The organism is Porphyromonas crevioricanis, from assembly GCF_900167225.1.
GTDB lineage: Bacteria > Bacteroidota > Bacteroidia > Bacteroidales > Porphyromonadaceae > Porphyromonas > Porphyromonas crevioricanis.
This window is the reverse complement of sequence record NZ_FUXH01000019.1, coordinates 1-13203: the sequence shown is the minus strand read 5'-3', so window position 1 is coordinate 13203 and position 13203 is coordinate 1. Positions and strand designations below refer to the sequence as shown.

At 47.2% G+C, this 13203-nt stretch carries 10 protein-coding genes, 1 tRNA gene and 1 other RNA gene; 4 read left to right on the top strand and 8 right to left on the bottom strand.

What is annotated here, in order from left to right; all coding sequences use genetic code 11:
* Window positions 1–9 precede the first annotated feature (9 nt).
* Together B5D48_RS08290 and B5D48_RS08285 are read left to right on the top strand one after the other, a co-directional pair.
* Window positions 10–3165, top strand: coding sequence for an efflux RND transporter permease subunit (locus B5D48_RS08290; RefSeq protein WP_023938186.1), 3156 nt, complete (start codon window positions 10–12; stop codon window positions 3163–3165).
* Window positions 3162–3455, top strand: a complete 294-nt coding sequence (locus tag B5D48_RS08285) for a PG0541 family transporter-associated protein (RefSeq protein WP_036888110.1) — start codon at window positions 3162–3164, stop codon at window positions 3453–3455. Before B5D48_RS08290 ends, B5D48_RS08285 begins: the two co-directional genes overlap by 4 nt.
* A 217-nt stretch (window positions 3456–3672) precedes the next feature.
* Here B5D48_RS08285 and B5D48_RS08280 read toward each other — a convergent pair whose 3' ends face one another.
* The 8 genes from B5D48_RS08280 to B5D48_RS08245 all read right to left on the bottom strand — a co-directional run bounded on the left by B5D48_RS08280 (window position 3673) and on the right by B5D48_RS08245 (window position 11572).
* A complete protein-coding gene (locus B5D48_RS08280) occupies window positions 3673–4839 on the bottom strand; it encodes an EpsG family protein (protein WP_023938183.1) in 1167 nt (388 codons plus the stop codon).
* A complete protein-coding gene (locus B5D48_RS08275; protein ID WP_023938181.1) occupies window positions 4815–5822 on the bottom strand; it encodes a glycosyltransferase family 2 protein in 1008 nt (335 codons plus the stop codon). Before B5D48_RS08275 ends, B5D48_RS08280 begins: the two co-directional genes overlap by 25 nt.
* A 170-nt stretch (window positions 5823–5992) precedes the next feature.
* Complete coding sequence (locus B5D48_RS08270; protein ID WP_023938178.1) at window positions 5993–7387, bottom strand: MATE family efflux transporter; 1395 nt, start codon at window positions 7385–7387, stop codon at window positions 5993–5995.
* A gap of 116 nt (window positions 7388–7503) precedes the next feature.
* Window positions 7504–8712 carry an FprA family A-type flavoprotein gene (locus B5D48_RS08265; RefSeq protein ID WP_023938176.1) on the bottom strand — a complete coding sequence of 403 codons (1209 nt, stop codon included), beginning with the start codon at window positions 8710–8712 and terminating at the stop codon, window positions 7504–7506.
* A 39-nt stretch (window positions 8713–8751) separates the two neighbouring features.
* A complete protein-coding gene (gene lgt / locus B5D48_RS08260; protein WP_023938174.1) occupies window positions 8752–9654 on the bottom strand; it encodes a prolipoprotein diacylglyceryl transferase in 903 nt (300 codons plus the stop codon).
* A gap of 27 nt (window positions 9655–9681) precedes the next feature.
* Window positions 9682–10584, bottom strand: a complete 903-nt coding sequence (locus B5D48_RS08255; protein ID WP_023938172.1) for a diaminopimelate dehydrogenase — start codon at window positions 10582–10584, stop codon at window positions 9682–9684.
* 92 nt (window positions 10585–10676) lie between these two features.
* Window positions 10677–11264, bottom strand: coding sequence for a nitroreductase family protein (locus tag B5D48_RS08250; RefSeq protein WP_023938171.1), 588 nt, complete (start codon window positions 11262–11264; stop codon window positions 10677–10679).
* Window positions 11265–11498: 234 nt separating this feature from the next.
* A tRNA-Ile gene (locus B5D48_RS08245) sits at window positions 11499–11572 on the bottom strand.
* 425 nt (window positions 11573–11997) lie between these two features.
* On the opposite strand from B5D48_RS08245, the gene B5D48_RS08240 reads away from it, so the two are divergent.
* Window positions 11998–12141, top strand: a complete 144-nt coding sequence (locus B5D48_RS08240; RefSeq protein WP_158441715.1) for a hypothetical protein — start codon at window positions 11998–12000, stop codon at window positions 12139–12141.
* Between the two features lie 95 nt (window positions 12142–12236).
* Window positions 12237–12642: a transfer-messenger RNA gene (ssrA, locus tag B5D48_RS08235) on the top strand.
* Window positions 12643–13203 lie beyond the last annotated feature (561 nt).

Here is a 13203-nt window from a genome sequence, read left to right as displayed (position 1 = left end):
GGTTAGGTCATGAATCTATACGAAACAGCTGTCCGCAAACCTGTTACCACAATCCTGGTCTTTGTGGCTTTGGTTGTGTTGGGTGTATTCAGCCTTGTCAAACTTCCGATAGACCTCTATCCGGAGTTTGAGAGCAACAATATAATGGTGCTCACCACCTATTTCGGAGCCAACTCTTCGGATGTGGAGACCAATGTAACTAAGCCTCTGGAGAACGTCCTCAATGGGGTGAGCAACCTCAAGCATATCTCGAGCAAAAATCGCGAGGGCATATCTGTCATTTCGCTCGAATTTATGGAAGGAGTGGATATTACAGAGGCAACGAACGATGTGAGAGACAAACTTGATGCCATGGGCAACCGTTTGCCCGAGGATGTCGGCAAGCCAGCCATTTTCCGCTTCGGAGCGGACGATATACCCATTGTGATCCTATCGGTAGAAGCGGATAAGAGTGTCAAGGCTTTGGATAAGATCTTGGAAGACAATGTCGTGAACGAATTGGCACGTATTGATGGAGTAGGGGCTGTGTCCAAGACCGGTACCGTGAAGAGAGAGATACTTATCCACTGCGACCCAGCCAAACTCGAAGCCTATCATGTGTCTATCGAACAGATCAGCCGTGTAATCTTGGCAGAAAACAGAGCTGTGTCTTCCGGACTTTTGGATATTGGACACGAAACAACTGCGCTACGTGTGCAGGGAGAAATCAGAGATCCACAAGAAATACGAGACCTGGTGGTAGCCAGCGTACAAGGGCGTAACATCTACTTGAGGGACTTGGCAGAAGTGATAGACGGCACAGCTGAGAGACAGCAGGAGAGCTACGCCAATGGACGCCGAAGTGCTGTGATTGTAATAAACAAACAGAGTGGTGCCAATTCGGTGGAGATTTCCAAAGAAGTATCCAGACGTTTACCCGAAATATCCAAGAAACTGCCTACCGATGTGCATATCGGTGTGATTTATGACACTTCGAGCAACATTGTCAATACTATCAACAGTCTCAAGGAGACAATCTATATCACGTTCTTCGTGGTCTTGTTGGTTGTCTTGTGTTTTCTTGGACGCTGGAGGGCCACTTTTATCATTATTCTCACGATACCGATTTCTCTGGTAGGCTCATTCATTTACCTCTATTTCTCGGGTAATTCGCTCAATATCATTTCTCTTAGTTCTTTATCCATTGCCATCGGTATGGTGGTAGACGATGCTATCGTGGTCTTGGAAAACATTACCACTCACATAGAGCGAGGAGCCTACCCTAAACAGGCAGCTATTCATGCTACCAATGAGGTAGGTATATCTGTTGTGGCTTCGACCTTGACGATGTTGGCTGTATTCCTACCCTTGACTTTGATGCCAGGTATGACAGGGATTCTTTTCCGTCAGTTAGGATGGATTGTGAGTATTATCATGATCATCTCCACAGTGGCGGCTCTTAGCCTCACTCCGACTCTCAGTTCGCAACTTTTGAAGCGTATCCCTAAGAAATCTCGTATACAGGAGCTGGTTTTTGCTCCCATCCAAAGAGTCCTCGAGCGTTTTGAGCGTATCTATGAGCGTACCCTCCGAGTAGCCGTAAGTCGCCGCCGTATGGTTATAGGATTATCTTTGGCGATTTTTATTTTCAGCCTTTGCTTATTCCCTCTGGTCAAGACAGAGTTTTTCCCTCAACAAGACATTTCCTATATCACTGTGCAGGTCGAATTGCCAGTGGGTACGGCTGTGAGTCAATCTCGCGTGTTGGGCGAAAAAATATACAAGCGGTGGACCTCTGAGATACCCGAATTGGCTATGTGTCAGTATGCCGTGGGACAAGCCGATGCGGAAAACACATTTGCCTCTATGCGCAGCAATGGTAGCCATATCATAGAGTACAACGTTCGCCTGACAGATCCCGGCAGTCGAGAACGCTCAATGGTGGAAGTTGCCGACTATATGCGTGAGACATTGAAGGATTACCCCGAGATCAAGCTCTATAGGGTACACCCCGGAGGAGACCATGGAGGTGGAGCCGGAGGGCAGCAAGCTGTGGATATAGAGATTTATGGGCATGATTTTGCCAAAACGGATAGGTTGGCACAGGAGATTAGAGAGCGGATGAAGTCATTCTCTTCCTGTTCGGAAATTCGGATGAGCCGTGAAGACTATGTTCCGGAGTTCCAGATAGAATTTGACAGGATCAAACTGGCAGAGAATGGTTTGAATCTGAGTATGGCTTCTGCTTTCGTGCGCAACAGTATTCAGGGGAGTCGTGCCGGCTTCTTCCGTGAGGACGGCGACGAGTACAATATTCGGGTACTACTGGCTCCTACATACAGACGCTCGATAAAAGACATCGAAAACTTGCTGATATATACTCCACAGGGCAAGGGCATACGTCTGGCAGACTTGGGGCGTGTCGTGGAGCGTTATATGCCACCTACGATAGAGCGTAAAGACCGCCAACGTATTGTCACAGTAAAAGGTCTTGTAGCACCCGGAAAGGCTTTGAGTGACCTTTCTCGAGAATCCAAGAAGATGCTCAAAGAACTGGAGATACCGGAAGGAGTTACCTACAAGGTCGGTGGCACACTGGAAAATCAGCAAGAGAGTTTTGCTGACCTTACGAGTCTCTTGGTGCTCATTATCATGCTTGTCTTCATCGTGATGGCAGCAGAGTTTGAAAGTTTAAGAGATCCGTTTGTGATCATGTTTTCGATCCCATTTGCCTTTACCGGCGTGATATTGGGGTTGTTGATTACATGCACAACTTTGTCGGTGATGTCCTTCATCGGACTTATCATGCTGATGGGTATAGTAGTAAAGAATGGTATCGTGCTTATCGACTATATCCGCCTCTGTCGAGAAAGAGGGATGAGTGTACGACAAAGTATTATCCGTGCCGGACGGTCACGCTTACGTCCCGTATTGATGACAACAGCTACCACCGTATTGGGGATGCTCCCTCTGGCTATCGGCTTGGGTGAAGGCTCGGAAATGTGGCGTCCTATGGGTATTACGGTTGTTTTCGGTCTCACGGTATCCACATTGATCACCTTGGTGTTGGTGCCCACTATTTATGCTTCGTTGCAGAAACGTACCCTAAAGCGTGAGCGTCGAATCCTGTACCGCAAGTTGTACGAGAAACAAAAGTCGAACCTTATCAATAGTTCAAACAGATGAAATCCGTTTTGATAACATATAACCAGGCCTATAGAGACATTGTCGTGCGTACTTTGGAGCGACTCAATCTGAAGGGATATACACATTGGCCTGCTGTGAGAGGCAGAGGTAGCAGAGATGGGGATCCACACTTGGGTACCCATGCTTGGCCTACTCTCAACGAAGCTCTCATGACTGTTTGCGAAGATCACAAGGTGGAACCTCTCCTTTCTGCCCTGAAAGAGTTGGATGAGGCCACTCCTCAACAGGGACTGAGGGCTTTTGTCTGGACGATAGAACAGAGTATTTGAGTTATAGCTCACTGCTAATCCCCTAAACAAGAAGGCTTGGCCCCGAAGGAAAACAAAGATGTTCCTTCAGAGCCAAGCCTTTTTAGTAGCAATTGGATCGATCAATCTGAGAGAGATTGCGATCGAATGAGGAAGAGACCGTACTGCGATCTCGAATGTAGAAAACAGGGAGTCATGTGGCCTGTGTTTCAAATCGTTTCCGGCACTCTGACTTGGCTTACCCTCTCGCTTTAGTCTCTACAAGGCTTTTCACCAACACAGGTGATATAATGCTCTCTTCTTGCAGGATGGCAGTAGTGCGATAACGCCGAGTATCGTAGATATTGCGATATTTGGAATAACTCTCATTTATATCGGAGAGGTTTTTACAGGTAAAGATGGAGAAGACAAGCAGTATGGCTACAATAGCCGGCTGCCGCTTTAGTTTATCGCCGGGCTTCACTGTCAGAGCAAGCAAAGGGAAGAAAAAAGCGAAAGGATAGTAGAAGATTCGCACCCCTGTCTCAAAGTTCTTGAACAAGCTGTATATGATGACAGCAAAAACCAGACTATTGATATAGGGATATATCTCCGGGCGATATTTACTTATTCGCTTGGCTGAGAAAACGAAATAAAGGGCTACAAACATCAGGAATAAAGGATATAGGCCGGTCTCGGTTTGCATCTTGGATACTTGACTCTTCTCTGTATAGATTCCATATCGGTCGGGTAGAATATTCCCCAGCAAATCCAACATCGAAGGGAGCAGAAGTTCGCTCAATAGGGGGGAGAAAACAAGCAATGCAGCCAAAATATATTTGTTCCATTTAATCCGGGCTATCAATAGCATCGGTAGTATGATCGCTGCGGAAGAGTGCACCAAGAAAGCCCCAACCAGACAAAGAGCAAACCACAAATAACGCTTTTGTTGCATCAAGGGGTAGGAGGCTATCATAATCCCTAAAGCCAAGTACTGACGCATGATATTGAATGTCTCGAAATAACCCGAGTAAACCAGTACGAATGCCAGTATCGCAATCCACCAGTTCTCCCCACAGAGACGACGAAAACCATATATCAGTAGAGCATAGGTCAGTCCGGCCACAGTCGTGAACCAAACAGCCGAACTTACGCCCCAGCGGCGGAAAAGATCTATCATTTCCTTCCAGAAAGGCTCCAATACGTGGTAGTTTGGTGTATGTTCGCCATACTCGTAAATGTTCAGATACATAGAAAAGTCACGTCCTGGACCGAAACGCATTCCGGCAAAAATCGTGAGCAACAACCATAGAGCGAACATGGGATAGGCAGACAATCTCTCGGTTGTCCTACCCATGTAGATGAGCAAGGCAAAAAGAGCAAAGAAGCAACTGTAATATATCAGCGACGCAAAAATGACTTCCATCGGTTTAAGAGCAATAGCAAGACATAACCCAAGCTGCCGGTGAGAGCCTGAGATTGCAGCTTATAGATGAGTTTGTGGTACCAAGCTGCCGGGCGAATTTTGTTCAGATGATCCACCTCTGGGTGACAGGCTCGGATATGAGGATAAAAGGAGAGGGGAGAGCGAGCATAGAGCAGAGCTTTGGCATTCAGATAGGCCATTTGTATTTCTCTTCCATATCGCTCTTGTGCTTGGGGATCGCGTCGCAGCAGCTCGTCCCGGCAGTAATCAACGGCCTCCATTAGCTCATTCAGATCTTTCGCCCCGGTCGTACTAAGCAGAGAAGATACATTTCCCTGTTCATAGTGTACCAAAGCCATTGGCAGATAGGCAATCCGTATGTTGGAAGCAAAGAAAGGAATTATGGCACGCAGATCTTCCATGAGCCTTTTGCCCGGAGCAAAGCCTCCTCCATGATGGCGCAAAGCCTCTGTGTGAAAGCATTTATTCCACATAAAGCCTGGCATTTGTCCGCTCAAGACTGCTTTGGCTGCATCTGTGGAACTTATTGGACAATTTACCCGCATGTACTCTTTCTTCTTAGGGTAGTCTGCATAGTAGTCTGTCACAAGGCAGTCAACCCCGGTTGAGAGCATTGCTTGCATGAGACATTCCAGGCTATCCGGGCTGTGCCAATAGTCGTCCGAATCAAGGTATAAGCAATAGTCTCCACTTGCTTCCTCAAGCAGTTTTTGCCGACAGTAGGCCACGCCTCGATTGGTTTCATTTTGCAATAGTCGTATTTGCAGCTCCGAGCTTGATTCTGGCAACAACTCTCTGACAATCTCCATGGAGCGATCTCCGCCTCTGTCGTCTACTATGACCAATTCTAAGGGGCGGTAGGTTTGGTTCAATACCGAGTATAAGCAACGAGCTACATACTTCTCCACCCTATAAACAGGGATCAAAACAGAGACGAGAGCTTGTGTCGGCTTTTCAGACATGGAGGTGCAATTTTATTTGTTTCGGTCGGGTAAAAACCTCGCTCCGATGTTGAGTTTTTGGGAATATCTACGGAAACAAAGGTACAATATTGACTTTATTGGCCTTTCTGACAGTTCGATGTACAATACACGCCTCGGATTATGTTCCTATGATAGCCCTTTGAACTTGCTCATAAAGAGACTCTATGCAGAAGCTTTTTGCGAAGGATAAACATCCAAAAGAGAGCTACCGAGCCTTTGAACATCGAACTGATAGAGATAATCCACCAAATTGCTTCCAGTCCCATTCCTCTATTGATGCAATAGATAGCAACTGGTATGCGCAAGTAATTGCCCACAATACTTATGATAGCCGGAGGCATAGAACGACCACAACCGTAGAATAACCCTTGGGTTGCAATTTCGCACATCATCAGCAATTGGGAAAAACCAATAATCCTGAGATAGACCCCGCCGGCCTGGTAGGCCATCGGTTCCGGAACAATGAGAGAATAGAATTGGCTACCCCAAAAAACAAAGAGCAGTGTTCCCAATCCTCCAAAAATAGAGGTATACATCAAGGTGTACTTGTAGGCTAAAAAGATACGATCCGGCTTGCCGGCTGCATAATTTTGTGCCACGATAGAGGAAAGAGCCGTAGCAAACCCTTGGGAGGTATTCCACGTGAGACCTTCGAGTTGCCCTCCGGTCGTAAGCGTTGCCACTCCTATATGCCCCGGGAGGCCACTATGTATGGCTGCTGAAGAAGCTTGCCGGCCTAAAAAAATACTGACGAATACGAACAAAGAATTGAGTATTGCCACAGGCAATCCGATACGGAGAATCTCTCTTACATAGATCCATCGCAAATGTACCAAAAGAGGAAACCCTCCGAAGAGTTGGGCCTTATGACGGATATAGTAATAAGACAGCCAGAAAACCACGAACTGGGAGATCGTGGTCGCCCATGCCGCTCCCTCCGTCCCCCAGCCTAACACAAAGATGAGTAACGGATCCAATATCATATTCAGAACCAATCCGGATGCTGCTACCTTGAACGGTATATGGCTCAATCCCGATCCATTGTATATCCCACTTACCGTAATGGAGAAAAAGGTGCAAGGGAAACCCAGAAGCACAATTTTTAGGTAAGAGAAAGAGAGTTCCTCGACCTCGGGGGAGAGTTTGTAGAATGCGAATATATTTCGTCCGAAAAGGAAATAGATCAATCCCAAGACGAGGGAGATCAGTATCGATATGGTTATGTTGTGGGAAGCGTAGTGAGCTGCCCGATCCTGCTGTTCCTGACCGAGGCTTTGGCCTACAGTCACTTCGCTACCTGTCTTGTTGATATAGGAAATCGAATAGGCCAGCCATATAAGCACAGAGACAACACCCACCGCAGCTACAGCTTCGGAGCCGAGTCGCCCGAGCCAAGCCATATCGGTAAAACTGTAGGCCATGTGGATAAAAGAAGTCCCCATGATAGGCAGGGCGATACGCACCAGTTGCTTGCGTACATCGCCAACGGTGAGATTGAGAGCTTGTGCCACCTGTCGATTCTTTTCTTGCTGCAAAGATAGCATACAGCCTGTCAGACAAAGAACCCGGGCGTGAGGAGATTGTCTCTTCTCACGCCCGGATCCTTTGATTATCTATCAGGACGGGTTAAACCATCCTAATTAAGCCCTGGTAAGGCCAATCAGTTGCGATTACTCTTGAGTTTCTCAGCTACGGCTTGTCCCAAGTCCCATCCCTTTTGCAAAACCTCCAGGGTGGGAGACATCTTCATTTCTACCGGTTCGCCTACCAGTTCCCAACCCATGGTTTCTGCCAATGGGAGCATCTTTTTCACAGCTTGACTTCCCCAGGTAAATGAGCCGAATACAGACAAGTAGCGATCTTTTATTTCACGCACTTCGATTAGGTGCATCAGGTATTGCATAGGAGAGAATAGCCCATTGCTATAGGTCGGAGCGCCCAATACAACAGCTTTGTAGCGGAATATATCTCTCAGAATGAGGGAGGGATCGGAGGATGTAAGGCTGTGGCATACTACGTTGCGGATCCCTGCTGCAGCAATAGATTGGGCAATAGTATCAGCCAAAACTTCTGTGTGGCCGTACATTGATCCAAACACAACTACGGCACCTTCCTCTGGCTGGTATTTGCTGAAACGGTCGTACAAATCCTTGGCTTCACCAAAATGAGCAGCCGTCCAAACAGGACCATGAGTGGGGCATACATAGTCGATCTCGATTGGCATGCTTTCAATGGTCTTGAATACCTTTTGTACAAAAGGACCATACTTACCCACGATGCAAGCATAGTATCTCTCCATTTCAGGCCAATAGGGCTCCAGATTCATGTCTTTGTCCAGAATGTGTCCATTCAAGGCTCCGAAAGTACCGAAAGCATCAGCCGAGAAAAGGATCTTGTCATGCTGTTCGTAGGTAAACATCACTTCCGGCCAATGCACCATGGGTGCCATCAGGAAGCTCAGCTCTCTCTTGCCGATACAGATAGACTTACCCTGTTCTACCTCCAACAAATTGTCCGTGATACCATGGTATCCAGCCAGCATATTGAATGTTTTCTTGTTGCCTATAATACGGATATTGGGGTATTTCTGACGAAGCAACCCTATCGACCCACTATGATCCGGCTCCATGTGATTGACGATAAGGTAATCAATTGGACGACCTTGCAGGATAAGGTCGATTTTGTAGAAAAATGTATCGCTATAGCATACATCTACCGTATCGACCAATACGACCTGCTCATCGACAATCAGATAAGAGTTGTAGGATACGCCATTGGTCAAAGGCCACATATTTTCAAACTTCGCCTTTGATCGGTCATTGACACCAACATAGTAGATGCCTTCTGTAATTTGAGGTATTTGTATCATTACGTCTGTTGAATATTTGATGGGTTGGTATTTGATTTTTTATTGTTGGTCGATAGAAACAGTTTGGTGTTTCCTGCTTTGGCCTATAGCACGCACCACCCAGTAGATGCCCAAGGCGAGGAAAGGTATACTCAGTAGTTGTCCCATGTTCATGCCGATTGAATCAATCAGTTGCAGCTCCCACGGCTCCTGCACCAGCTTGAGCATCTCTATAAAGAAGCGTGAGCCGAATATCCCAATCAGAAAAACACCGACTATCAAGCCGTTGTATTTTCGAGTTGCATTGTAGCAGAAATAGAGCCACAGGCAAATGCCGAATACAATTAGGTAGCAGATCGCTTCGTATATCTGCGTAGGATGGACAGCTGGCAGATTTTGTACCATCTCGGGCGGGATTTGATCCCATACGGATGAATAATCCGGGCTTCCTACAACTTCGGACCAATAGTCATGCGAACGCAGGAAGCGAAAGCCCCAAGGCAGAGAGGTGGCACGACCGAATATCTCACTGTTCATCAAGTTGCCTAGCCGGATCATAGCAGCAACCAGTCCTACAGGTACGGCTAATCTGTCGAGCCCCCAAAGAAATCCTTTGCCGGTAACATATTTGCCATATAGCCACATCCCTACCAACACTCCTATCGTGCCTCCATGACTAGCCAAACCACCTTCGTGAATGGCGAGAATTTTGATCGGATTGCTCAGGTAGTACCCGAGATCATAAAAGAGTACATGCCCCAATCGAGCTCCTACGATAGTGCCGATGAAGACATAAATACCCATCTTCCTCATCCAATCTTCTTTGAGTTGCTCCCGTTTCCAGATAACCGACATAATCATGGGACCGAAAACAATAAGACCAACCCCAAACAGCAACCCGTACCAACGGATTTCGTGGTCGAAGAGAGTAAATATTTCGGGAGAAACTGTCCAGTTTATCATACTGTATCTGTGTTTATATTCTCCAAACTATACCAGCAAGCCTATCCACTGGTCTCTTTCACCAGGAAGCAAATCTATGGGTGCCACTTCGGGCAGAGTATAGGCTCCGGGTGCCATTCGCATGGCCGCTCTGGCTGATGCTACTAATATCTGAGCTGTAAGGGCTGGGTTATTGATGCGCATATCGAATGTCAGTTGTTGGTTGTGTGTGCACCCGCTCACACCTTTGCGGCTCATGTGTACCCCATGCCCCACGTCCTTGAGCGCATCTACCGATTCTACGACTATGACGTGCGTCTCATCGTGTGCAAAATAGTCATCCGACTTGATTTTTGTCTCAACCTCTTCTTTGCTATATCCCTCGGAAAGCTCTACGTACACCATACGACGGTGCACGGAAGTTCCGAGCGGTATCGTGATAGAGAGTGCTTTTTCTACACCTTCAATCGCTTGTGCTGCCACACTATGCCCCATGCTCATGCCCGGGCCAAAATCGGTGTAAGTAATTCCTTGAGGGAGCATGGCCTGCATCAGCGTACGCACCACTGAGTCGCTACCCGGATCCCAGCCAGCAGCCAATATAGCGGCTGTGCCATGGGATTGCGCTACGGCATTGAGTCGCTTACGCAGATCGGGTATTTCCGAATGTATATCAAAGCTGTCCACAGTGCGTATCCCTCGAGAAAGAAGGCCGGCAGCTACCTCCGGAATAAGTCGGGAAGGTTGGGATAATAAGGCCACATCAACTTGCCCCAGCTCGGCCAACTCTGTCACCTGCTTGTAGACACAATACCGGGCGGGCAGCTCTGTCACTTGTCGGCGAACAATCCCGGCAACGGTACAGTCGGGTGCATTCTCGATAGCCTCAATGGCATATCGACCGATATTACCCAGCCCGACAACAGCGATGCGTATTTGTTGTTTGCTCATCTTGTAGTCTGTCTGTTGTATTTAGTCAGGGCATCGCCCTTGCGACGACAAAGGTACACAATCGGCACAGCCTGCAAGTTGCCCAAGCTCATCTAATCTTGTGGATAGATACGAGCAAATACCAAGTCTTCAAATTTGCGTTTTGGCACATGGTGTACTCCATTTTCATCATGGTAATACTTATAGTCTCCATAGGCTTGCATATCTTCCAAAACAACCTTTTCGGCAGGTTTCCCTATCGCCACGATAGCTAATGGGAAGATATTGTCAGGTAAATCAAAATATCGAGCTACTTCGCCCTGACTGAAGCTAAGCATGATGCAGCAACCAAAACCGTCTTCGATGGCCGAGAGGGTAATGGCCTCGAGCTGCAACCCCTCGTCGTACCGGCCCGAAGCAGCAATGTTACTGTCCAGCACCTGTACTAAAAAGGCTCTGGGACGTTCTCCCTCTTCCGGGCCATCCCAGTCGGTAAGATAGCCTGCCCAATGGACCATTCGGCAAAGCTGTTCGCAATGGGTGGGATCTGTGACAAGGATATACTTCAAAGGCTGTACATTGCGCATCGAGGCGGTATATCTGGCTGCTTCTACCCAAGACTCTATTTTCTCTACAGGTACTTCCACGTTTTCGTCGAATCGTCTGTATGAGCGGTTTCGCATCAATAAATCTTTTATCATGGGGTGTGCATGTTTTTTGATTCTGGCACTAAGGTACGCAATCCCCGTAGGATGGCTGCAACTATGTAGTAGAAAATACCTATCTAAAATTCTGAATGAGAGAGTTGTTTGTTCGGAAAGAGTGAGAGAAGCAAGAAATATGCTATGAGAAAATCGGATCCGATTTTCAGGAATAAAAAAGCCCCGGCGGGATATGCCGAGGCTGACAGAAAACACAACCGCCGAGCGGTCATGTGGTCCCACTTGGGCTTGAACCAAGGACTCCCTGATTATGAGTCAGGTGCTCTAACCAACTGAGCTATAGGACCGACAGGAGCGTATAAGCATCCTGTATTTCGGACACAAAAGTATACCTTTCCCCCCAATCGTGCAATACCTGCTCAATAAAAATGAGACTGAAACACAGCCGGAGAATGTGTCTCAAACCTCAGAAAATAATCCAGAAATCATTGTTTTTCCATATTCTTTTGTCTCTCTCCGACTATCAACTTTTTTGAATGCACACCACTTCGGTTGTGTGATTATATATTGTGTGTCAATGATATATCAGTAGTTCTATGTTGAGTTATGTGGAGGAACCAACAATTTGCCACCCCTTGTAATGGAGGGAGCCTTGCGGTCTGATAATCGACAGCTCGGCATAATCAAGCCGAAGTAGCTGTGAGAATACAAGCCATCCAACCGCACAAGGAAGATGGACTATGGGTACCCGACCAACGAGGCGGCAGACGTTATGACTCATACTAGAGCGAAACTCATGAGGTTAGCCCTTTGGTTTGTCTCCTCTTTTGGCGGTTTTCTCTATCCATACACAGCTTTTGTAGAGTTTATCCCTGCTCCTTACCTCCCTCTTAATGTATCCGTGGAGCATCGGTAAACATATACATAGTGTCTGTAAGGCTGTTAGAAGGGGAGGGTAGCGACACTAAGCCGCAATCCAAACGAAAAGAACTACCTTTGTCCCTACAATTCGGGGCTGACCGGCTTTGACAGCGTGACGAACCGACTTGTAAGCATGTAGTGCGTTGTTGGCCTGGCACTTTAATCTCAGACATCACAACTTTTAGTTGGCGCAAATAATTTCGCTCTCGCTGCGTAACCGAAGTATAGTAGGTTAACCGCTTCATCTCTGCGACAGTCGCGGAGACGAGACGTCGCCCGATCACTCTTATCCCGAAACGGATCGATATGGCGGCGCACGTTAGTCGGGGTCAGTCTCGCTAAGCCCTCGGGCGAAGACCGTATTTAGGGGGATAGGGGTGATGCCATTGGAGGTTACTGACAGGATAAGCCCCGAAAAAAGCAGGTGTAACTAAACATGTAGAAAGCAATTTGTTTCCGCGTTTGGACGAGGGTTCAACTCCCTCCAGCTCCACTATGTAGCCTATCCTCCCATGGGGGACTGCTCTTATCGAAAGTGCCACAACCCTTGATCGGGTTGTGGCACTTTCTTTGTTTAGAGCATGGGCCAAAGCCTCCCCTCCTGTGCACAATGTGTGGGCAGATCTAAGAGGCTGTTACAGCTGCTTTCCATGAAATCATCGTGTCCTCATGCAACAACCCTTCCCGTGAATCTCACAAAGAGCAGCTGAGCAATCAGAATGCAGTCAAGAAGCTCCTATTTTATCCTCTCGGAATAGACATGTTTTGTAAATTCTTCTCGAGGCAAAAATCGAGGAAAAAGGAGGAAAAAAGAGTTCCGTATAGGGGTGGATATATCTCCCTCTTATATGCTCCGAATTGCTCTCCCAAAACACCGATGAATAGGGCGTTCTGAGAGGGTCGAAATTCTCTCCTGAGAAAAATTTTGCTAACACAGGAGAGAATTATTTTTTCCTCAGGAGAGAATTTTTGTTTTCTCCCGTGTCAGCAAAAAATGTCTCCCGTCAGCATCAAAAAGAGGAGGGAAAATCCTTGGAAAAAGTCCCCAATTCGGGCA